Raw genomic sequence first — 19,845 nt, 5'->3', positions numbered from 1 at the left:
AGGATGGAGTGGACGATGCCGAACGAATTCCACGGTCAGTTGATCGCGCTGCTGCCCCGCCTGCGCGTCCAGGCGCTGGCCCTCACGCGCAACCGGGCTGCCGCGGAAGACCTGGTGCAGGATGCCGTCGCGAATGCCCTCGCGGCGCAGAACAGCTTCACGCCGGGCACGAACTTCGCCGCCTGGATGCACCGCATCCTGCGCAACCGCTTCATCAGCACGCTGCGCAAGCAGCGCGAGACGACGGATATCGAGGATTTGCCCGCCGGCGCCTTCGCGGTCAGCGCGACGCACGAGGATCGGCTGGTGCTGAAGGAACTCGGCCACGCCGTGAACCGCCTGCCCGCCGACCAGCGCGAGGCCCTGTTCATGGTGGTGCTCCAGGGCATGTCCTACGAGGATGTGGCAGAAGCCACGGGCTGCGCCGTCGGCACGGCGAAGTCCCGCGTCTTCCGGGCCCGCCGCCAGTTGCAGACCTGGCTGATGGGCGAGGAGAACGGCGCCCGGAACGAGGCCACGCAGGCGGAGGACCGCATCGAGGACACCCGCGGCAGCCGGTCGCAGGACGCGCGCGGCACGAAGGGTTCTCGCGCGGGGGTTGGCGATCGGCACCTGTTCGCCTAAGTCCAGCTGGCACGGCGCCGCAACGGCTTCTTCTCTGGTGCGGCGCCGATGGCGGCGATGGACATGGACAGCAGCGACAGCAGGAAGGCCTCCTCCAAGCCAAGACCCGCCCCGGCCACGCAGGCCGAGGGCGGGGGCCGCGCATCGGAAGATGCGTTCGGCCTCTGGCTGCAGCGCGGCCTTCACCAGCTCTACGACAGCGTGGCGAACGAGCCGATCCCGGACGAGTTGCTGCGCCTGATCGAGGCGGACAAGGACCGGAAGGGCGGCGCCTGAGCTGGCGGGGCCCGCCATGAAGCAGCCCGAGCCCGACCACCTGCCCGCGGAACCCGCCGGGCGCGCCTCCCATGGCTGGTCCCTGCCGCGGCCGCAGGCCACCATCCGCGGGCGCCTGATCGGCCTGCTGCTGCTGGCCGCCACGCCGGTTGTCGTCATTGCCCTGGCGGGCACCTTCAGCGACTACAACGCCTCCGTCCATCAGGCGCGTGACGCCCTGACGGTGCAGCGCGATCTGCTGAACCGCCGTGTCGCGGCGCGCCTGGACCTGGCCGACACGGCCCTGAACCTGCTTGGTGCCATCCCGTCCGTCGACGCGGCCTGCCGCACCCTCGCCGCCACCACCCTCCCGCCAGGCCTGACCCTCAGGCTGGCGCAGGGGGATGGCTTCGCCTGTTCGGCCGGCGAGGTGCTTGACCGTGTCCCCGCCGCCACCGTGCTGCGCGACCTCGTCATCGACCGCGGCGTGGCCACACTCACCCGCGTCGTGGAAGGACGTCGCCTCTCCGCCGATGTCACCCTGCCGATGCCGCCGCCCGGCCTGTCCGCCTGGATCGTGGATGAGGATGGCAGGGCCTGGGCTGTTGCGCCGGATGGTCCCGCAGCCCCCCAGGCCTGGCGCCCCGAAACCGGCACCGCGACCGATGATGAGGGCGGTGCACTGCTGCTCGCGGAGGCGCCGATCACGGACACGGTATCGCTGCTCGTGGCGCAACCCGCGGCCGAGGCGCAGGATGCCGCGCTGCTGTCCGCGCTGCAGCGGCTCGGCGAAATCCTCGCGCTGCTCGCCTTGAGCATCGGCGCCGTCATGCTGGGGTCCGGCTATGCGGTGACCCGCCCGCTGGTCCAGCTTCGACGCATCGTCACCCAGTGGCGCCAGCGCGGCGGGACGCTTGAAGCCCCGGACCGCCGCGGCATGCCGGACGAGATTCGCGACCTGGCGGAGAGCTTCGTGGCCGGCGCGGAAGCGCTGGCGGCGCGGGAGACGGACCTGAAGGCGGCGCGCGAAAGGGCGGAGATCCTGGCCTCCGAGGTCCATCACCGCGTCAAGAACAACCTCCAGATCGTGAGCAGCCTGCTGGCCTTGCAGGCGCAGCGCGTGACGGACCCTGCCGCCAGGACGGAGTTCGAGGCCGCGCGCGACCGGATCGGCGCGATCGCCACGCTCCATCGCCACATGTACACCCATCACGATCCGGAGGCGATCGACCTCGGCGCCTTCATCGAGGAACTGGGCGTGCAGCTTTTCGCCGCGGTCGGGGACCGCCCCGGCCGCCGCATCCAGCTCGACGTCTCGGCGCCCGCGCTGCGGATCTCCTCCGACCAGGCGGTGCCGCTGGCGCTCATCATCACGGAAGCCGTCTCGGCCGCGCTGAAGCAGGGCTTTCCGCCCAGCCGCGGCGGCCGCATCACCATCCGCGTGGAGGCCGACGACCGCCGCGCCAACCTCGCCATCAGCGATGATGGCGTGACGCCGCGCAGCGACGACCAGCTGCGCGCCATGCTGCTGCGCGGCCTGGCGCGCCAACTGGGCGGCGAGTTGAAGCGGCAGGAGGCGGGGCTGACGCTGGATTTCCCCCTGCGCTCGCCCCTGCCCCGCCCGCCGCCTTCCGTCAGGCCGCCCCCTGCACCGGAGCGGGGCTCCCCGCGTTGATCTCCGCCGGCGCGGTGCGCTGGCGCTTCACCAGCAGCTTGTTCAGCGCGTGCACATAGGCGCGGGCGGAAGCGACAATCGTATCCGTATCCGCCCCCTGCCCGTCCACATGCTTGCCGCCTTCCTCCAGCCGCACCGTCACGCGCGCCTGCGCGTCGGTGCCACCGGTGACGGACTGTACGGCGTAGAGCTTCAGGTTCACCTCATGCGGGAAGGCCTGGCGCAGCGCCGCGAAGGTGGCATCCACGCCGCCATCGCCGCCGGCCACGCCCTCGCGCGCCTCCCCATCCACTTCCAGCGCGATGGAGGCGATGGGCCGCGTGTGCATGCCGGTGGAGACGCTGAGCCCGACCAGCTTGATGCGGTCATTGGCGCGGACGACCTCGTCATCCACCAGCGCCACGATGTCCTCGTCATAGACGACCTTCTTGCGGTCGGCGAGGTCCTTGAACCGCTTGAAGGCGTCGTTCATGGCGTTGTCGCCGACATCGTAGCCCAGCGCCTTCAGCTTGTCCTTGAAGGCGGCGCGGCCCGAATGCTTGCCCAGGACCAGCGACGACTTCGTCCAGCCCACGCTTTCCGGCGTCATGATCTCGTAGGTGGAGCTGTCCTTCAGCATGCCGTCCTGGTGGATGCCGCTCTCATGCGCGAAGGCGTTGCGGCCGACGATCGCCTTGTTCGGCTGCACGTCGAAGCCCGTGATGGTCGCCAGCAGGCGCGAGGTGCGCAGGATGTTCGGCGTGGCGACGCCGTTCGCGAAGGGCAGCGCATCATGCCGCGTGCGCAGCACCATCGCGATCTCCTCGAGCGACGCATTGCCCGCGCGCTCCCCGATCCCGTTGATGGTGCATTCCACCTGCCGCGCGCCGGCGCGGATCGCCGCGATGGTATTCGCCACCGCCAGGCCGAGGTCGTTGTGGTTGTGGGTGGAGAAGATGACGCGCTCCGCCCCCGGCACGCGGTTGCGGACGGTGGCGAAGATGTTGTGCATGTCCTCCGGCACCGCATAGCCGACGGTGTCGGGAATGTTGATGGTGGTGGCACCCGCCTTGATCGCGGCCTCCACGCAGCGGCAGAGGAAGTCGATCTCGGTGCGCGTGCCGTCCTCCGCGCTCCATTCCACATCCGCCGTCGCGTTGCGCGCGGCGGTGACGGAGGAGGTGACCAGCGCCAGCACATCCTCCGGCTCCATCCGCAGCTTCACGCGCATATGCAGCGGGCTGGTGGAGACGAAGGTGTGGATGCGGCTGCGCGCCGCGGGCTTGATGGCTTCGGCCGCCCGCGCGATGTCACCCGGCGCCGTGCGCGCCAGGCCGCAGACCACCGGCCCGTCCTTGCTGAACTTCTGGGCGATGGCGTGAACGCTTTCGAAGTCGCCGATGCTGGCGATGGGGAAGCCCGCTTCCAGCACATCGGCGCCAAGTTCGTGCAGTGCCTCCGCCATGCGGATCTTCTCCTCCAGGTTCATGGAGAAGCCGGGGGATTGCTCACCATCGCGCAGCGTGGTGTCGAACACGATGATGCGGTCGGGGTCCATCGCCCCGAAGGACGGATGATTGATGGCCATGGGAGGCGTTCCTTCAATTCGTCGTTGAGCCATGCGCGAGGGCGCAACTGCCCTCAGGGTCCCCTGAGCGATGCCGGCCTGGATCGGCCGGGCGTTACGCCCAGGGGTGGCTAAGTCGAAGAAGAAGAAGCGCGCGCAGGCACAGACCCGCCCGGGGGGCGTTGGTCGGCTCGAAAAGGCGCGCGCGGAGCGTCATGGCTGCCCGCACCCTAACCGCGACCGCGCGGCCCTGCAAGCACTGGCGCGCAAGCCGCGGCGGGGTCACGATACCGCCGTTAAGGGTGGGGAAACGAAGCCGATGGCGTTCAAGGTGGTGGTCGGCCGCAGGCTGGCGGCGGCAGGGATGGCGGTGCTGGAGGCGCGGCGCGACCTCGACATGACGATCCTGCACGACCCGACCGAGGCCGAATGGCACGCCGCCCTGGCCGATGCCGAGGCCTGCATCGCCTGGACCAACCGCGTGGACCGCGCCGCGCTGGCCATCGCGCCGAGGCTCCGCGCCGTCTCCCGCATCGGCGTCGGCTACGACACGGTGGACATCCCCGCCTGTTCGGAGCGGGGCGTCGCGGTGATGGTCGCCAACGGCTCCAACGACCTGTCCGTCGCCGAACACGCCATGATGCTGCTGCTGACGGTGGCGCGCCGGGCCGTCGACATCCACAACCACGTCGCGCGAGATGGCGGCTGGTGGCCGCAGGACGGCCTGCGGATGGTGGATCTGGCGGACCGCAAGGCGCTGGTCGTGGGCTATGGCCGGATCGGCACCCGCGTCGCGCAGTACCTCAAGGCGTTCAGGCTGGACGTCGCCGTGCTCGACCCGAACTTCGCCCCCCACCGCATCGCCGCCGACGGCTTCCGCTGCGTCCGTGACCTGCATGCCGGCCTGGCCGAGGCCGATGTCGTGACGCTCCACTGCCCCTTGATGCCGGCCACCTACCACCTGATGAACGAAGCCGCCTTCGCCGCCATGAAGCCCGGCGCCATCCTGGTGAACACCGCCCGCGGCCCCGTGGTGAAGCAGGATGCGCTGGTGGCGGCGCTACGATCCGGCCACCTGATGGGCGCCGGCCTCGACGTGCTGGAGGTGGAGCCCGCCCTGCCCGGCAACCCCCTCCTCACCCTGCCCAACGTCGTCATCAGCCCGCATTCCGCCGCCAGCACGAAGGAGGGCCTGGACCGCATGGCCGCCTTCGCCGCGCAGAACATGCTGGACGCGCTGGATGGCAAGCCGGACCCGGCGATGATGGTGAACCCCTGGATATTGCAGGGGCGCTGAAGCCAGGCTCCAGGCCCCGACAGACCCCTGTCAGCCGATGGTTCCCGCTGACCGCAGGCGGGTCAGCGCCAGCGGATCGGGGAGCCCCAGTTCGCCGCTTTGACCATGCAGGGACAGCAATCCCTGCACGACCTCCTCGCAGAGTTCCAGGTCGATCGTCGCCGCCCCAACTGCATTCAGCAACGCCTGCACCGCGTCGACGCCGCCGAAGTGGGAGCGCCGCTGCGTCAGCGGGCCGTCGATCTCGTAGGGACAAAGGAAATTCCGGCCGTCCGGGAAGGGCTCCGGCTTGCCGATGCGAAGCACCAGGTCAGCCATGCCGCGCACCTGGTATCGCCGCTCGGCAATCACCTCCATCGCACCCCTTCACGCCTCCGGCGCATGCCGGCGAAAATGTTCGACATTGGCGGGGTGGTGGGGGTGAAGCGCCGGGTCAGGAAGGTCGAGGTGATCTTTTGCACCGTCCAAACTCAGGCGCCCTTCCAGATATTCGTCGGAAAGCTCCAGCTTCAGCCGGATTGCATAAATGGCGAGGATCAAGGCCTGCAATGCGTCAGCGCCGCCGAACGACCCCTTGATGCTGGTCTTCGGCCCCTGGATCTCATAGCCGCAGAACCAGTTTCCGTTCTCCTCCATGATGGGCTGTTCGATCGCCACGCGGAGTTCGGGCCGGCCATCCACCTCATAGACCCGGGTCGCGATCACCCCCCGTGTCACGGGGTGGTGCCGGGCGGATGCACCGCCCACCAATGCCGCGCGATATCCGCCCGCCGCGCCACCCAGACCTCGTCCCGGTGCTTCGCCACATGCGCGAGGAAGCGCTGCAAGGCCCGCGCGCGCCCGGGCCGCCCGACCAGCCGGCAATGCAGTCCCACCGACATCATTTTCGGGCTGCCCGCGCGCCCTTCCTCCAGCAGCAGGTCGAAGGCGTCGCGGAGATGCCGCTCGAACCCATCGGGATCGCCGAAGCCCGGCGGCACGGCGAACTTCATGTCGTTGTTGTCGAGCGTGTAGGGGATGACCAGCACGTCCTTCCCCTCGACCTTCACGTAATGCGGCAGGTCGTCATCATAGCTGTCGCTGTCATACAGGAACCCGCCATGCCGCGCGACCAGGCGGCGCGTCATCGGGCTGAACCGCCCCGTGTACCAGCCGACCGGCGGCGTGCCCGTCAGCCGCGCGATGGTCTCCACGCAGCGGTTGATATGCTCGACCTCCTCGGCCTCGCTCATCGAGTGGTAGTCGAACCAGCGCCAGGCGTGGGACGCCACCTCATGCCCCGCTTCCGCGAAGGCGCGGGCGACATCCGGGTTCAGTTCCAGCGCGCGGCCCACGCCATAGACGGTGAAGTTCAGCCCCTGCTGCGCGAAGAGCCGCATGACGCGCCACACGCCGGCCCGCGCGCCGTAGTCGAACTGCGTCTCCGTGCTGCGGTTGCGCTCGCCGACCGTGGGCGACCCGCCCGGCACCTCATGGAGGTAGAGCTCGCTGCCCCGGTCGCCGTTCAGGACGGTGTTCTCGCCGCCCTCCTCGTAGTTGAGCACGAAGGAGAGTGCGAGCTTCGCGCCGCCCGGCCATTTCGGGTCGGGCGGGTTGGCGCCGTAGCCGCGGAGGTCGCGGGGATAGCCGGAGCCGTCATCGGGGAAGCGGGCGTCTGTCATGCCCGGAACAGTGGCAAGCGCCGCCCCTCCCGGTCAATCGCGGCAGATGAACGGCACGAAGCTGCTCGCCGTCCCCGCATTCATCGCCGCGATGGTCATGACATCGGCCATGGCGATCTCCTGCGGCGACCGCGGACAGACATCCCGCGTGCGGCAGCCGGAGGCGATGAAGGCCTCGTGCCGAGCGAGGAACTCCTCCGACAGCCCGACGCGCCCGAACCGCGCCAGCGCCTGCGGCCACATCTCGCCGTAGCGGCTGCATTTCTCCGCGGTCCAGTCGCGGGACTGCGCGGCCGCTGGCGAGGCCAGCAGTACCAGCAGGATCGCCAGCCGGATCATCGTGGCACCACCGGCACCGCCACCTCGTTCCGCCGCAGCGCGGGGATGGTCCAGGGCGGATCGTAGAACCAGCCCACCACCTCGCCCGCCGCAACCCAGCGCGTGGCGGGCAGCGCCGCTTCCAGACGTGCCCGCGCCGCCGCCACCGCCGCCGGGCTCGGCACGCCCGTGAAGCGCAGCACCGCCACCGTCTCCCCCGGCACCTCCGTGATCGAGACGCGCGGGTCGTTCGGCGCCGGCGGATCGCGCAGCGCGGCGGGCAGGAAGAAGCGGATGCGGTAGCCGCCCGGCGTCGCCGCCTGCGCCACCGGCGCAGTCATGGCGATGCGCATCCGATCCTGCGCGACCGGCGCCGTCATCGCGATCCGCGCCGATCCCTGGTTGCCCCCGAAGATGTAGCGCGCCAGGCGGGAGAACCCCTCGCTCCGCGCCGCCTCCTCGGCTCCCTCCACCACCGTCTCGGCGGCCAGGCGCGGCGCGTAGCGGCGGAATTCGATCCCGGATTCCGTGCCCAGCGCCTCGTAGCGCGGCTCCTCCGTCCCCGACCTCACGCCGACAACCGAGCAGGCGGAGAGGAGGACGGTGGAGGCGAGGGTCGCAAGGCGCTTGAGCATGGCGGCACCGCTACCACCCCGCGCCTGCCATCGCGAGCCATTCCGGCCGCCGTCACGCGCTTGCGACGGCCGCGGCGAGTCCGACGGGCGGGCTCGCCAGCGGCTTGCGGCCCCGCGCCATCGCCACCGCACCGGCCATGCTGGCCTGAGCCAGCGCGACCTCCGCCGCCCCTTCCGCGAAGGCGGCTTCGGCGGCTTCCGCGACAAGCCGGTGATAGCCCGCGACATCGCCGCCCCGGAACGCCGCCCAGGCGCCCGGCACCAGCCGCACATCGAGCGTCGCGCCATGCCGCGCGGCCGGTTCCTCGAACACCCTGCGGCTCGGCTCCATCGTCGTCTCGACGGCGCAGAGCACCACCACGCGCCCGCCGCCCTTCGTCGCGGCCTCCGCCAGCGCCGCATCCACCCGCAGCACCGGCACGGGCGCGCGGGCCAGCGCGACGCCCGGCCCGACCGTGGAGCAGGTCAGCAGCACCGCATCCACGCCGGGCCCGGCCAGCGCCTCCAGCGCGCGTGCCGTCCGCGCGGCGATCGCCTCCGTCAGCCCGCCCGCGGCTTCCGCGTCCTTCAGCAGCGTCTCATTGACCGTGTGTCGCAACACCACGCCCGGCGGGCAGGCCGCGTCGAACACCGCGACATTGCTCCCGGCCGTGTGCAGGCAGGCGATGGTCTTCATGGTGCTTCCCCCCAGAAACGACGAAGGGCGGCGGGTTGCCCCGCCGCCCCCCGAGACGGCGTCTCCGCCCGCCTCAGTTCCGCGCCTTGTCCACCAGCTGGTTCTTCTTGATCCAGGGCATCATGCCGCGGAGCTTCTCGCCCACTTCCTCGATCGGGTGCTCGGCCAGGCGGCGGCGCGTCGCCTTGAAGGAGGCCTGGTTCACCTTGTTCTCCAGCATCCAGTCGCGGGCGAACTTGCCCGACTGGATGTCATTCAGCACCCGCTTCATCTCGGCCTTCGTCTCCGCCGTGATGATGCGCGGACCGGTCACGTACTCGCCGTATTCGGCGGTGTTGCTGATCGAGTAGTTCATGTTGGCGATGCCGCCCTCATAGATGAGGTCGACGATCAGCTTCACCTCGTGCAGGCACTCGAAATAGGCCATCTCGGGGGCGTAGCCGGCTTCCACCAGCGTCTCGAAGCCCGCCTTGATCAGCTCGACCAGGCCGCCGCAGAGCACGACCTGCTCGCCGAACAGGTCGGTCTCGCATTCCTCCTTGAAGGTCGTCTCGATGATGCCCGAACGCCCGCCACCGACGGCGGAGGCGTAGGAGAGCGCGATCTCCAGCGCATTGCCGGACGGGTTCTGGTGCACCGCGACCAGGCAGGGCACGCCGCCACCCTTCTGGTATTCGCCGCGCACCGTGTGGCCCGGGCCCTTCGGCGCGATCATGAACACGTCGATGTCGGCGCGCGGCTCGATCAGGTTGAAATGCACGTTGAGGCCATGCGCGAAGGCAATGGCGGCGCCCGGCTTCAGGTTCTCATGCAGGTGGTCGCGGTAGAGGTCGCCCTGCAGTTCGTCCGGCGTCAGCACCATCGTGACATCGGCCCACTTCGCCGCATCGGCCGGGGACATCACCTTGAAGCCCGCGGCTTCCGCCTTCTTCCAGGACCCGCCCGGCCGCAGCCCGATGACGACGTCGGCCACGCCGCTGTCGCGCATGTTCATGGCATGGGCATGGCCCTGGCTGCCGAAGCCGATGACCGCGACCTTCTTGGCCTTGATCAGGTTCACGTCCGCATCGCGGTCATAGTACACGCGCATTCTCAGGCTTTCCTTCTAGCTAACCCGGGTCTCGGGTCTGTGATGCACCAATTCATGGATGAACCCAAGCTTCCGCGCCACGGGGGCAGACAGGACAAACGGGTATAGGTCCGGTGTCCCCATGCTGCGGTTGATCTCGTTCATCGCCACCGTCAGCGGCGTCCAGGCCGCGAGGATGTCGTCCATGCCGGCGCGGTAGGGGTCGAAATCCACCTCCGCCTCCAGCACGCCCTCCCGGTCCAGCCGCGGGCGGATGCGCAGGCCGACGCTGCCCGCCGTCTCCAGGCTATCGACCATGTGCAGGTAATGGGCGAAGCACTCCGCCCAATCCTCATGCGGATGCGCGGCCGCGTAGGCGGAGATGAACTCCCCCCGCCAGTCGTCATTCGCGCCCCGCGCGTAATGCGCCTGCAGCGCGGCCGCGTAATCCGCGCTCTCATCGCCGAAGAGCTCGCGGAATTCCGCCGTTCGGCCGGCGCGTTCCACCAGCACGATGAAGTACCAGTGCCCCACCTCATGCCGCATATGGCCGAGCAGGGTGCGGTAGGGCTCGTTCATCAGCCCGCGGCGCTTCTCGCGCTCCGCGTCATCCGCCTCGCGCAGCGCGATGGTGATGTGCCCCTCGTCATGCCCGGTCATGGCGGGCTGGCCGTCCACATCGGCCAGGAAGCTGAAGCGCAGCTCCGCCGTCTCATGCGGCAGGCCGAGACGCTGCAGCGTGTAGAGAAGCCGCCGCTTCGCCCCTTCCAGCTTGCGCCACAGCGGCAGGTTCTCCGCCACCGTCAGGTCCGGCACCACCTCGTTGTGGCGGCAGGACGGGCAGAAACTCTCCTCGTCATCCGCGGGCAGGAACCAGTTGCAGGCGTCCTGCGCGGCGTTGGCGCAGGGCTTCCACGGACGATGGTCCAGCATGGCGGTCACGCCATCGGCCTCGAAGGCGGAGATGCGGCCGTGCCGGGGCAGGAACCCCAGCGCGGATCCGCACTTCTCGCAGGAGGTATTCTCGAAATGCAGCAGGTTGCTGCACTTCTGGCAGGCAAAAAGGCGCATGACTCGGGCTCCACGGTCGGTTCGCGGTGCGAACGGCGCGAGACCCGACAAGGTTTCAGCCCATCAGCGCATGGGTACCGCGCGCAATCGCAACGGCCCCGGTGCGGGAGATTTCCTTCAGCCCGATCGGCCGCATCAGCGCGCAGAAGGCGTCGATCTTCTCGGCATTCCCCGTCATCTCGAAGACGAAGCTTTCCGTCGTCGCGTCCACGACCCGGGCGCGGAAGGCATCCGCCAGGCGCAGCGCCTCCACCCGATGGTCGCCGGTGCCGACCACCTTGATCAGCGCGAGTTCACGGACGAGGTGCGGCCCCTCCAGCGTCAGGTCGCTCACCTTGTGCACCGGCACCAGGCGATCGAGCTGCGCCTTGATCTGCTCGATCACCATCTCGGTGCCGGAGGTGACGACGGTGATGCGGGACAGCCGCCCCTCCGCATCGACGGGGGCCACCGTCAGGCTGTCGATGTTGTAGCCGCGGCCGGAAAACAGGCCGATGACGCGGGCGAGCACGCCGGCCTCGTTTTCAACCAGCACCGCAATGGTTGCGGCGCGCATGGCAGTTCCGGTCTTGTCGGACATGGGATTCGATCTTGGTCAGAAGGTCGGGAAAGCGGGGCGCGCGAACGCCCCGCGGTGGTCACGCGGCGTGGTGGTCAGACGAGGACCTTGCCCTCATCCGTCACGCCGGCGACGCCGCCTTCCTGCCCCGGGCCGAGGATCATCTCGTTATGCGCGGCGCCCGAGGGGATCATCGGGAAGCAGTTCTCGTCCTTGGCCACGGCAATATCGGCGATGACCGGACGATCCGTCGCCAGCATCTCCCGGATCACGTCGTCAAGCTGATCGGCCGAGGTCGCACGCAGCCCCACGCCGTGGAAGCTCTCCGCCAGCTTGACGAAGTCCGGCAGCGCGGCGGAGTAGCTCTCGGAATACCGGCCGCCATGCAGCAGTTCCTGCCACTGCCGCACCATGCCCATGTATTCGTTGTTCAGGATGAACACCTTCACCGGCAGGCGGTACTGCGCCAGCGTCGCCATCTCCTGGATGTTCATCAGGATCGACGCCTCGCCGGCGATGTCGATGACCAGCGCATCGGGATGCGCGATCTGCACGCCCATCGCCGCCGGCAGGCCGTAGCCCATGGTGCCGAGCCCGCCCGAGGTCATCCAGCGGTTCGGCTTCTCGAAGCCGAAATACTGCGCGGCCCACATCTGGTGCTGGCCGACCTCGGTCGTGATGTAGGTGTCGCGGCCGGATTCCCGCGTGATCTCGTACAGGCGCTTCACCGCATGCTGCGGCTTGATGATCTTGCCCTGCTGCACGTAGCGCAGGCAGTCCTTCGCGCGCCAGGCGTCGATCTGCTTCCACCAGGCGGCCAGCGCCTCCCGGTCCTGCGTGGTGGTGTCTTCCTTCCAGGCCTGGATCATCGCCGCCAGGATGCGCCCGGCATCGCCGACGATGGGCACGTCCACCTTGACGTTCTTGTTGATGGAGGACGGGTCGATGTCGGCGTGGATCTTCTTGGAGCCCGGCGAGAAATGGCTGAGCTTGCCCGTCACCCGGTCATCGAAGCGCGCGCCCATGTTCAGCATGACGTCGCAGCCATGCATCACGAGGTTCGCCTCGTAGGTCCCGTGCATGCCCAGCATGCCGATGAACTGCTTGTCCTGGGACGGGAAGGCGCCAAGGCCCATCAGCGTGTTCGTGCAGGGGAAGCCCGTCAGGTGCACGAATTCCGTCAGCAGGCGCGACGCCTCCGGCCCCGCATTGATGACGCCGCCGCCGGCATAGACCACCGGCTTCTTCGACGCCTTCAGCAGCGCCACCGCCTTGCGGATCTGGCCCATGTCGGGCTCCGCCTGCGGGCGGTAGGACCGGTGCGGCTGGGTGGCGGGCGGCGCTTCCGCATAAGGCGCCTTGTTGATCAGGATGTCCTTCGGCAGGTCGATCACCACCGGGCCGGGGCGGCCGCTGCGGGCGACGTGGAAGGCCTCATGCACCACCCGCGCCAGGTCGTCGGACCGCTTCACCAGGTAGTTGTGCTTGGTGGCGGGGCGCGTGATGCCGGTGGTGTCGGCTTCCTGGAAGGCGTCGTTGCCGATCAGGTGCGTCGGCACCTGGCCCGTCAGGCAGACCAGCGGCACGCTGTCCATCAGCGCATCCAGCAGGCCCGTCACGGCATTCGTGGCACCAGGGCCGGAGGTCACCAGCACGCAGCCCACCTTGCCGGTGGAACGCGCATAGCCCTCCGCCGCATGCACCGCGGCCTGCTCATGCCGCACCAGGATGTGGCGGATGGCGTTCTGCTGGAAGATCGCGTCGTAGATCGGCAATACCGCGCCGCCGGGATAGCCGAAGATGACCTCGACGCCCTGGTCCTTCAGCGCGCGGAGGACGACTTCCGCACCCGACATCGTCAGGGGCGTCTGGTCGGCGTGCTGGGTGGTGGCGGACATGGGTCGGTCGGCTTTCCTGTGGCTGGCGTGGCGGCGCGAGGCACCGCGAACGCCCCGTCATCTACGCCCCCGGACTCCCCCCGTCAACGCGACGATCAACAAAAGCGATAATTTTTGCCAGTTCGCATTCCGAAAATTGCTCTAGACCCTCGCACCGCGCATGGATGCTATGCGTGAGCGCAGGGGGCGCCAGCGCATGATGCCGGAACCAGGTCGCCTGGCGCTTGGTGTATTGCCCCGTATTGAGGATGGCGCGCGTGGACGCCGCCTCCAGCGTCATCCGCCCCGCCTGGACGGCCAGCAGTTCCGGCACCCCATGCGCGCGCATCGCCGGCAGCGCGGGGTCCAGCCCCTGCGCCCCCAGCGCCGCCACTTCCTCCATCGCGCCGGCCTCCAGCATCGCCTTCCACCGCCGCGCGATCGCCGATCGCAGCGCGGGGCGAGGCGGGTCGAGCACCACGGCGGCGAAGCGCCAGGGCGCCGGCACGGCGCCCCCCTCCCGCTGCCAGGCGCGCAGCCCCCTGCCCGTTCCCGTCACCACCTCATAGGCACGGGCAAGGCGCTGGCTGTCGGTTGGCCGGAGCGAGGCCGCCGTCTCCGGGTCCAGCGCCGCCAGCCGGGCATGCAGCGAAGCCGGCCCCTCCGCCTCCAGCAGCCGCCGCGCCTCCGCCCGCGCCGCCTCCGGCACCGGCGGCACCTCGGCCAGCCCCTCCGTCAGCGACAGGAAATAGAGCCCCGTTCCGCCACACAGGATCGGCACCCGCCCCGCCGCGCGGGCTTCCTCCATCGCCGCAAGCGCCGCGCACCGCCACCACGCCACCGTCCCGGCTTCCGCGGCCGGCCGCACGCCATAGAGGGCATGCGGCACCATCGCCTCCTCATCCGGCGTCGGCCGCGCCGTGATCACCCGCAATTCCCGATAGACCTGCATCGAATCGGCATTGATGACGGTGCCGCCGACGCGGAGCGCCAGCGCCAGCGCCAGCGCGCTCTTCCCGCTGGTGGTCGGGCCGGCGACGATGATCGCGGGGGGCAGGTCTGGGCTTGTCATGCGCCTGATGTTGCACAGCCCGGACGCCAATGGCATGGGGCGCCCCGCATGCCCCATATCCTGACCCTGGTCGCCGCCCCCGGCGCGCTCGACCCCGCCCTCGTCTCCCGCGTGCGCGGCGCGCTGGAAGCCCTCGGCGCCGCCCCCGGCACGCCGGACTGGCTGGCGGAGCGGGAGGCCGTGGACATCCCCTTCGCCGATGCCGCCGCCGAACAGGCCGCCGCCGCGGCCCGCGCCGCCCTGGCCGATGCGCCCGTGGACGCCATCGCCATGCCCGCCGAGGGCCGACGCAAGCGCCTTCTCGTCGCCGACATGGACAGCACCATCGTCACCAGCGAGACGCTGGACGAGATCGCCGCCTATGCCGGGCTCAAGGAGAGGATCGCGGAGATCACCCGCCGCTCCATGAATGGCGAACTCGATTTCCGCCAGGCGCTGGTGGAGCGCGTCGGCATGCTGGCGGGCCTCGATGTCTCGGCGCTCGAGGCCACCTGGGCGCAGACTGCGATGATGCCCGGCGCGGCCGAACTCGTCGGCACCATGCGCGCCAACGGCGCCACCTGCTGCCTGGCCTCCGGCGGCTTCACCTTCTTCACCGGCCGCGTGGCGGAGAAGCTCGGTTTCCACCACCACGTCTCCAACGTGCTGCTGATCGAGGATGGCAGGCTGACCGGCAAGGTCGCGGAGCCCGTCTTCGACCGCAACGCCAAGCTCACCACGCTGAAGCGCCTGGCCACCGAGAACAGCCTGCCCCTGGCGGCGACGCTCGCCGTCGGCGACGGCGCCAATGACCTCGACATGATCCAGGCTGCGGGGCTCGGCGTCGCCTACCGCGCCAAGCCGGTCGTCGCGGCCGCCGCCCGGGCGCGGGTGGACCACACGGACCTGCTGGCGCTGCTCTACATGCAGGGGTATCGGCGGGCCGACTTCGTCACCGCCTGACGCTGCGGCGGGGGGGCTGCCCCCCCAGCCGCGCCCGTCAGCGCGGCCTGATCTCCACCGCCAGCACCTCCTCATCCGCCCGCGCCTTCGTCACCAGGTTCGCATTCCCCGCATGGGCGGAGTGCACCAGCCCGACGCCGATGATCAGCGCCTCATCCACCGTCCGCTGCACCAGCGCCCGCAGCAGCCGGTTCCGCTCCGCATCGTCCAGCGTGGAGCGCGCCCGCGCGATCTCGGCATCCACCGCCGGCACGCCGTAGCCCGTGAAGTTCAGCGTGCCCAAGCCCGGCACCGTGCCGTTGGTGTGGATCTGGGAGCTCAGCAGGTAGGACGTCTCCCCGGTCAGGGACCCGAAGACGGTCACGAAGACCCCGTATTCCCGCCGGTTGCGCCGCGTCAGGAAGGTCGCCTGCGGCACCACCTCCACCGTCGTGCGGATGCCGATCCGCGTCCAGGCGGCCGCGATCGCCTGGCAGATGCGCGGCACCCGCGCCGGAGAGCAGAAGAGGTTCAGCCCGAAGCCCTGCCCCCAGCCCGCTTCCGCCAGCAGGGCGCGGGCCGCGTTGAGGTCGGCCGCCGGCAGGGCACGGTCCGGGATGGCGCCGAAGACGAAGGGCGGCACGGGCTGGTCGGTCGGCTCGGCATAGCCTTCCATGATCTGGCGCGCGATGCCCTCCCGGTTCAGCGCCAGCGACATGGCGCGGCGGACGCGCACGTCCCGCATCGGGTTCTGGCCGTTCGCGTCCACGCCGGGCGGGCTGGCGCGCTCCACATCCGGGTAGATGTTGACCGCGTAGATGGAGGGTGCGGCGAAGAGCGCCACGCGCCGGTCGGCCGCGATGCGCGCCGCATCCTGCAGCGGCACGTTGTTGATGAAGTCCACATCGCCGGCCAGCAGCGCTGCCACGCGCGCCGGATCGTTCGGGATCGGCGTCAGCACCGCCTGTTCCCAGGGCACGCGACCGCCCCACCACTCCTCGTTCCGCCGCAGCACGAGCGGCGCGTTGGTGGACCAGGAGCCGAGCTTGAAGGGCCCCGTCCCGATCGCCGCCTGGCCGCTGTTGAACTCGGGATTGCCGAGCCCCGCCACGGAGCGCGGCACGATGAAGATCTGCGTCAAATTGGTGGGCAGGATCGGCAGCGGCCCGGAGGTCCGGATGCGGAAGGTGAGGTCGTCCACCACCTCCACCCCCGTCACCCCCGACAGGTAGATGGAATAGGGGTTGGGGTTGCCCGGCACGTTCGGCACCCGCTGGAAGCTGGCCGCGATGTCGGCGGAGGTCAGCGGGCTTCCGTCATGGAAGCGCACGCCGGCGCGCAGCTTGAACTCCCAGGTCGTGTCATCGACGACGCGCCAGGACTCCGCCAGGCCCGGGCGCAGCGCCATCTGGTCGTCGCGCATGACCAGCGTCTCATAGATGTTCCGCAGCGCCCCCGTATTGGCCAGGTTCAGCAGCCAATGCGGGTCGAGCGTGCTGGGCGGGGCCTGCATGCCGATGCGCAGCGTCTGCGCCGCGGCCGGCGGCGCCAGCGGCGCGGCGAGCGCGATCGAAAGCCCGAAGGCCAGCCTTGTCACGAAGCCCATGCAGCCCGATCCCCTTCCGCGCCGGCCCCGCCGGCATCCCGTAAGGCGCGAGAGTGCCACCCTCGCCGCGCGCTCGGCCAGGGGTGGGCGGCGCCGAATTCAGTAGCGCGAGGCACCGTGTTGCCTCTATGTTCCTGTCGCCACGGCCCCTCCATGTCCGCCTCGCGGCGCTCCGGCCCCCGCGAAAATCGCGACTAAAGGTGCATAAGTGGCATAAACGGCTTAAAGTCCTAACCCGTTTTAGTGGCAGTTCTGCAACAGGCCAGCACCATCGCCGGTTGTTTCGCGGCACGCTGCGCCGCGGCATGGCCCTTCCTGCGGGCTTGCCGCTGGGATATGGCTTCGCCTCCGCAAGCCACTCCCCTGGAAGCCCCCGCCGCATGGCCCGCCTCCGTTTCTCCTCCGGGAGCCGATTCGAGGAAGAGATCGGCTATTCCCGCGCCGTCGTGGACGGCGACTGGATCTTCGTCTCCGGCACCACCGGCTACGACTACGCGACCATGACGATCGAGCCCGGCGTGGTCGAGCAATGCGACCAGACCTTCCGCAACATCGAAGCCGCGCTGCGCCAGGCCAATGGCCGCATCGACGACATCGTGCGCGCCAACTTCATCCTCCAGGACCGCGCGGATTGGCCGCCCTGCTGGCCGGTGGTGAAGAAGTGGCTCGGCCGGGTGCGCCCGGCCTCCACCATGATCGTCGCCGGCCTGCAGGCGCCGGAGATGCGGATCGAGATCGAAGTGACGGCCCGGCTGCGGCGCCGCGAAGGGGACAAGTAGCATGCGCTTCGCCGTGGACCGCCTGGACCACCTGGTCATCACCTGCCGGGACGTGGAGACCAGCGCCGGCTGGTACCAGCGCGTGCTGGGGATGGAGCGGGAGGAATTCGGCGAACAGCGCCGCACCGCGCTCCGCTTCGGCGGCCAGAAGCTGAACCTCCGCCCGAAGGAGGCGACGCAGCAGGCCTGGTTCTCCTCCGTCGTGGCGGAACCCGGCACGCAGGACCTCTGCTTCGTCGTCACCGTCTCCGCCGATGACGTGGTGTCCCACCTCCGCGGCTGCGGCGTGCAGGTCGAACTCGGCCCCGTGCCGAAGCAGGGCGCGCTTGGCCCCATCACCTCCGTCTATTGCCGCGACCCCGATGGCAACCTGATCGAGATCGCGACCTACGGGGACCGCTTCCCGGAATAGCGTCCATGGGGAAGCGTGATGGGCGGCCGCGGTCGCGGCTGCCTATCTTGCGGGGTGGAGGGTCCCCATCATGACGAACGCCACCCGCACCGAGACGGACAGCCTCGGCACCATCGACATCCCGGCCGACCGGCTCTGGGGCCCGCAGACGGAACGCGCGCGGCGCCTCTTCCGCATCGGGACGGAACGCTTCCCGCCCGGCCTGATCCGCGCCGTGGGGCTGCAGAAGCAGGCGGCGGCGGAGGCCAATGCGCGCCTCGGTGAACTTCCCGCCGACATCGCCGCTGCCATCGCCGCCGCAGCCGGAGAGGTCGCGGAGGGCCGCCACGATGCCGAGTTCCCGCTCCCGGTCTGGCAGACGGGGTCCGGCACCCAGACCAACATGAACGCCAACGAGGTCATCTCGAACCTCGCCAACCGCGCCCTCGGCCAGCCTCTCGGCAGCCGCAGGCCGGTGCATCCGAATGACCATGTGAACCGCGGCCAATCCTCCAACGACAGCTTCCCGACGGTCATGCATGTGGCGGCGGCGGAGGCGGTCTCCCGCCGGCTGATCCCGGCGCTCGGCGTGCTGCTGGCGAGCCTCTCGCGCCGCGCGCGGGACTGGGAGGCGATCGTGAAGATCGGCCGCACCCACATGATGGATGCGGTGCCCGTCACGCTCGGCCAGGAAGCGGCGGCCTGGGCGCGGCAGGTGGAACACGGCATCGCGCGGCTGCAGGACGCGCTGCCGCGGGTGCTGGAACTGGCGCAGGGCGGCACCGCCGCCGGCACCGGGCTCAACCGCCACAAGGATTTCCCGCAGGTCTTCGCGGAGATCATCGCCGCCCGCACCGGCCTGCCCTTCCGCCCCAACCCCAACACCTTCGAGGGCATGGGGGCGCATGACGCGCTGGTCGAGCTGTCGGGCGCGATGAACACTATCGCCGTCTCGCTCAACAAGATCGGCAACGACGTCCGCCTGCTCGGCAGCGGACCCCGCGCCGGCTTCTCGGAACTGGTGATCCCGGCCGACGGACTCTCCTCCTCCATCATGCCGGGCAAGACGAATCCGACGCAGTCGGAGGCGCTGACGATGGTGGCCGCCCAGGTCATGGGCAACCATGTCGCCGTCACCATCGGCGCGGCGCAGGGCCACCTGGAGCTCAACGTCTTCAAGCCCGTCATCATCCACAACGTCCTGCAATCCGCGGGGCTGCTGGCGGATGCGGCGGAAAGCTTCGCCGCCAACATGGTGGACAAGCTGGAGCCCAACCACGCCCGCATCGCCGACAACCTCGCGAAGTCGCTGATGCTCGTCACCGCGCTCAACCCGCGCATCGGCTACGACAAGGCCGTCGCCATCGCCAAGCTCGCGCTGGCGGAGGACATCACGCTGAAGGCCGCCGCCGCGCGGCTCGGCCATGTGAGCGAGGCCGATTTCGACCGCTGGGTGGTGCCGGCGGAGATGGTGCATCCCGGCACCACGCTGGATGGCGGCGGATGAGCGGCACGGCCCGCCACCTCCGCAAGCGATCCTTCCGGCTGGCGGGCCACCGCACCTCCGTCGCGCTGGAACCCGCCTTCTGGGCGGCGCTGGAAGCGATCTCCGCGCAGCGCGGCAGCAGCCTGGCGGCGCTGGTGGCCGAGGTGGATGCCGCCCGCACCGACATCACCATCCCCCTGGCGAGCGCTTTGCGCGTTGCGGCACTGGACGCGGCGCGTGACGGCGAACTGACAAGGCGGCTTGACACAACACCGTCGGGTTAAGGTCCGGGTAACGGCGGGCGTGGAACAATGGCCTGGCGACGAC

22 protein-coding genes are annotated in these 19,845 nt (G+C 69.9%); 9 read left to right on the top strand and 13 right to left on the bottom strand.

What is annotated here, in order from left to right; translation table 11 throughout:
- Positions 1–15 precede the first annotated feature (15 nt).
- Genes G3576_RS08250 through G3576_RS08240 form a run of 3 tightly spaced genes read left to right on the top strand, consistent with a single transcriptional unit; the run spans position 16 to position 2,554 of the window.
- Complete coding sequence (locus G3576_RS08250) at positions 16–624, top strand: sigma-70 family RNA polymerase sigma factor (RefSeq protein WP_164693870.1); 609 nt, start codon at positions 16–18, stop codon at positions 622–624.
- Between the two features lie 48 nt (positions 625–672).
- The gene (locus G3576_RS08245) at positions 673–900 is read left to right on the top strand and encodes a NepR family anti-sigma factor (protein WP_235951583.1); all 228 of its coding nucleotides are present in this window, start codon (positions 673–675) and stop codon (positions 898–900) included.
- A 16-nt stretch (positions 901–916) separates the two neighbouring features.
- Positions 917–2,554, top strand: coding sequence for a sensor histidine kinase (locus tag G3576_RS08240; RefSeq protein ID WP_164693869.1), 1,638 nt, complete (start codon positions 917–919; stop codon positions 2,552–2,554).
- Here the strand turns inward: G3576_RS08240 and G3576_RS08235 are convergent.
- Positions 2,514–4,121, bottom strand: a complete 1,608-nt coding sequence (locus G3576_RS08235) for a 2-isopropylmalate synthase (RefSeq protein ID WP_164693868.1) — start codon at positions 4,119–4,121, stop codon at positions 2,514–2,516. The two genes, G3576_RS08240 and G3576_RS08235, sit on opposite strands and share 41 nt — an antisense overlap.
- Positions 4,122–4,419: 298 nt before the next feature.
- Between G3576_RS08235 and G3576_RS08230 the strand changes: the two genes are divergently transcribed.
- Entirely contained in the window at positions 4,420–5,397 is a 978-nt protein-coding gene (locus tag G3576_RS08230; RefSeq protein ID WP_164693867.1) for an NAD(P)-dependent oxidoreductase, read from the top strand.
- A gap of 30 nt (positions 5,398–5,427) precedes the next feature.
- Here G3576_RS08230 and G3576_RS08225 read toward each other — a convergent pair whose 3' ends face one another.
- From G3576_RS08225 to miaA, 11 genes are all read right to left on the bottom strand, one after another.
- The gene (locus G3576_RS08225) at positions 5,428–5,754 is read right to left on the bottom strand and encodes a DUF6968 family protein (protein WP_164693866.1); all 327 of its coding nucleotides are present in this window, start codon (positions 5,752–5,754) and stop codon (positions 5,428–5,430) included.
- 9 nt (positions 5,755–5,763) lie between these two features.
- Positions 5,764–6,102, bottom strand: a complete 339-nt coding sequence (locus tag G3576_RS08220; protein ID WP_164693865.1) for a DUF6968 family protein — start codon at positions 6,100–6,102, stop codon at positions 5,764–5,766.
- An 8-nt stretch (positions 6,103–6,110) separates the two neighbouring features.
- The gene (gene puuE, locus G3576_RS08215; protein ID WP_164693864.1) at positions 6,111–7,058 is read right to left on the bottom strand and encodes an allantoinase PuuE; all 948 of its coding nucleotides are present in this window, start codon (positions 7,056–7,058) and stop codon (positions 6,111–6,113) included.
- 33 nt (positions 7,059–7,091) lie between these two features.
- Positions 7,092–7,397, bottom strand: a complete 306-nt coding sequence (locus G3576_RS08210) for a hypothetical protein (protein WP_164693863.1) — start codon at positions 7,395–7,397, stop codon at positions 7,092–7,094.
- Complete coding sequence (locus tag G3576_RS08205) at positions 7,394–8,011, bottom strand: SOUL family heme-binding protein (protein WP_164693862.1); 618 nt, start codon at positions 8,009–8,011, stop codon at positions 7,394–7,396. Before G3576_RS08205 ends, G3576_RS08210 begins: the two co-directional genes overlap by 4 nt.
- A gap of 52 nt (positions 8,012–8,063) precedes the next feature.
- Positions 8,064–8,687 (bottom strand): aspartate/glutamate racemase family protein, encoded by a 624-nt coding sequence (locus G3576_RS08200; RefSeq protein ID WP_164693861.1) that lies wholly within the window; start codon positions 8,685–8,687, stop codon positions 8,064–8,066.
- Positions 8,688–8,760: 73 nt separating this feature from the next.
- A complete protein-coding gene (gene ilvC, locus G3576_RS08195) occupies positions 8,761–9,777 on the bottom strand; it encodes a ketol-acid reductoisomerase (protein WP_164693860.1) in 1,017 nt (338 codons plus the stop codon).
- Positions 9,778–9,792: 15 nt separating this feature from the next.
- Positions 9,793–10,827: a zinc-binding metallopeptidase family protein gene (locus tag G3576_RS08190; RefSeq protein ID WP_164693859.1), complete on the bottom strand. Its 1,035-nt coding sequence runs from the start codon at positions 10,825–10,827 to the stop codon at positions 9,793–9,795.
- Between the two features lie 55 nt (positions 10,828–10,882).
- Positions 10,883–11,383 (bottom strand): acetolactate synthase small subunit, encoded by a 501-nt coding sequence (ilvN, locus tag G3576_RS08185; protein WP_235951581.1) that lies wholly within the window; start codon positions 11,381–11,383, stop codon positions 10,883–10,885.
- Between the two features lie 98 nt (positions 11,384–11,481).
- Positions 11,482–13,284 carry an acetolactate synthase 3 large subunit gene (locus tag G3576_RS08180; RefSeq protein ID WP_164693857.1) on the bottom strand — a complete coding sequence of 601 codons (1,803 nt, stop codon included), beginning with the start codon at positions 13,282–13,284 and terminating at the stop codon, positions 11,482–11,484.
- 61 nt (positions 13,285–13,345) lie between these two features.
- Positions 13,346–14,335 (bottom strand): tRNA (adenosine(37)-N6)-dimethylallyltransferase MiaA, encoded by a 990-nt coding sequence (miaA, locus tag G3576_RS08175; protein ID WP_164693856.1) that lies wholly within the window; start codon positions 14,333–14,335, stop codon positions 13,346–13,348.
- 48 nt (positions 14,336–14,383) lie between these two features.
- On the opposite strand from miaA, the gene serB reads away from it, so the two are divergent.
- Entirely contained in the window at positions 14,384–15,277 is an 894-nt protein-coding gene (serB, locus tag G3576_RS08170; RefSeq protein WP_164693855.1) for a phosphoserine phosphatase SerB, read from the top strand.
- A gap of 37 nt (positions 15,278–15,314) precedes the next feature.
- Here the strand turns inward: serB and G3576_RS08165 are convergent, their stop codons facing one another.
- Complete coding sequence (locus G3576_RS08165; protein ID WP_164693854.1) at positions 15,315–16,862, bottom strand: ABC transporter substrate-binding protein; 1,548 nt, start codon at positions 16,860–16,862, stop codon at positions 15,315–15,317.
- Positions 16,863–17,242: 380 nt separating this feature from the next.
- Between G3576_RS08165 and G3576_RS08160 the strand changes: the two genes are divergently transcribed.
- The 4 genes from G3576_RS08160 (at position 17,243) to G3576_RS08145 (ending at position 19,802) form a co-directional block, all read left to right on the top strand.
- Positions 17,243–17,641, top strand: a complete 399-nt coding sequence (locus G3576_RS08160; protein WP_164693853.1) for a RidA family protein — start codon at positions 17,243–17,245, stop codon at positions 17,639–17,641.
- Between the two features lies 1 nt (position 17,642).
- Positions 17,643–18,053, top strand: a complete 411-nt coding sequence (locus tag G3576_RS08155; protein WP_164693852.1) for a VOC family protein — start codon at positions 17,643–17,645, stop codon at positions 18,051–18,053.
- A gap of 70 nt (positions 18,054–18,123) precedes the next feature.
- The gene (locus G3576_RS08150) at positions 18,124–19,539 is read left to right on the top strand and encodes a class II fumarate hydratase (protein WP_164693851.1); all 1,416 of its coding nucleotides are present in this window, start codon (positions 18,124–18,126) and stop codon (positions 19,537–19,539) included.
- On the top strand, positions 19,536–19,802 hold the full coding sequence (locus G3576_RS08145; protein ID WP_164693850.1) for a ribbon-helix-helix domain-containing protein: 267 nt from the start codon (positions 19,536–19,538) through the stop codon (positions 19,800–19,802). Before G3576_RS08150 ends, G3576_RS08145 begins: the two co-directional genes overlap by 4 nt.
- The last annotated feature ends 43 nt before the right edge of the window (positions 19,803–19,845 follow it).

Origin of the sequence: Falsiroseomonas algicola (assembly GCF_011040385.1) — a bacterium.
In the GTDB taxonomy this organism is placed as follows: Bacteria; Pseudomonadota; Alphaproteobacteria; order Acetobacterales; family Acetobacteraceae; genus Falsiroseomonas; species Falsiroseomonas algicola.
The sequence above is the reverse complement of the archived record's forward strand: the minus strand, read 5'-3'. Positions and strand labels throughout refer to the sequence as shown.

Coding starts and splice junctions, on each gene's coding strand:
- G3576_RS08200 (WP_164693861.1), bottom strand. CDS start 8,687: ATGAAGACCATCGCCTGCCTGCACACGGCCGGGAGCAATGTCGCGGTG.
- G3576_RS08205 (WP_164693862.1), bottom strand. CDS start 8,011: ATGCTCAAGCGCCTTGCGACCCTCGCCTCCACCGTCCTCCTCTCCGCC.
- G3576_RS08235 (WP_164693868.1), bottom strand. CDS start 4,121: ATGGCCATCAATCATCCGTCCTTCGGGGCGATGGACCCCGACCGCATC.
- G3576_RS08240 (WP_164693869.1), top strand. CDS start 917: ATGAAGCAGCCCGAGCCCGACCACCTGCCCGCGGAACCCGCCGGGCGC.
- G3576_RS08250 (WP_164693870.1), top strand. CDS start 16: ATGCCGAACGAATTCCACGGTCAGTTGATCGCGCTGCTGCCCCGCCTG.
- G3576_RS08190 (WP_164693859.1), bottom strand. CDS start 10,827: ATGCGCCTTTTTGCCTGCCAGAAGTGCAGCAACCTGCTGCATTTCGAG.
- G3576_RS08225 (WP_164693866.1), bottom strand. CDS start 5,754: ATGGAGGTGATTGCCGAGCGGCGATACCAGGTGCGCGGCATGGCTGAC.
- miaA (WP_164693856.1), bottom strand. CDS start 14,335: ATGACAAGCCCAGACCTGCCCCCCGCGATCATCGTCGCCGGCCCGACC.
- G3576_RS08160 (WP_164693853.1), top strand. CDS start 17,243: ATGGCCCGCCTCCGTTTCTCCTCCGGGAGCCGATTCGAGGAAGAGATC.
- ilvC (WP_164693860.1), bottom strand. CDS start 9,777: ATGCGCGTGTACTATGACCGCGATGCGGACGTGAACCTGATCAAGGCC.
- G3576_RS08165 (WP_164693854.1), bottom strand. CDS start 16,862: ATGGGCTTCGTGACAAGGCTGGCCTTCGGGCTTTCGATCGCGCTCGCC.
- ilvN (WP_235951581.1), bottom strand. CDS start 11,383: ATGCGCGCCGCAACCATTGCGGTGCTGGTTGAAAACGAGGCCGGCGTG.
- G3576_RS08180 (WP_164693857.1), bottom strand. CDS start 13,284: ATGTCCGCCACCACCCAGCACGCCGACCAGACGCCCCTGACGATGTCG.
- G3576_RS08210 (WP_164693863.1), bottom strand. CDS start 7,397: ATGATCCGGCTGGCGATCCTGCTGGTACTGCTGGCCTCGCCAGCGGCC.
- G3576_RS08245 (WP_235951583.1), top strand. CDS start 673: ATGGCGGCGATGGACATGGACAGCAGCGACAGCAGGAAGGCCTCCTCC.
- G3576_RS08150 (WP_164693851.1), top strand. CDS start 18,124: ATGACGAACGCCACCCGCACCGAGACGGACAGCCTCGGCACCATCGAC.
- puuE (WP_164693864.1), bottom strand. CDS start 7,058: ATGACAGACGCCCGCTTCCCCGATGACGGCTCCGGCTATCCCCGCGAC.
- serB (WP_164693855.1), top strand. CDS start 14,384: ATGCCCCATATCCTGACCCTGGTCGCCGCCCCCGGCGCGCTCGACCCC.
- G3576_RS08230 (WP_164693867.1), top strand. CDS start 4,420: ATGGCGTTCAAGGTGGTGGTCGGCCGCAGGCTGGCGGCGGCAGGGATG.
- G3576_RS08145 (WP_164693850.1), top strand. CDS start 19,536: ATGAGCGGCACGGCCCGCCACCTCCGCAAGCGATCCTTCCGGCTGGCG.
- G3576_RS08155 (WP_164693852.1), top strand. CDS start 17,643: ATGCGCTTCGCCGTGGACCGCCTGGACCACCTGGTCATCACCTGCCGG.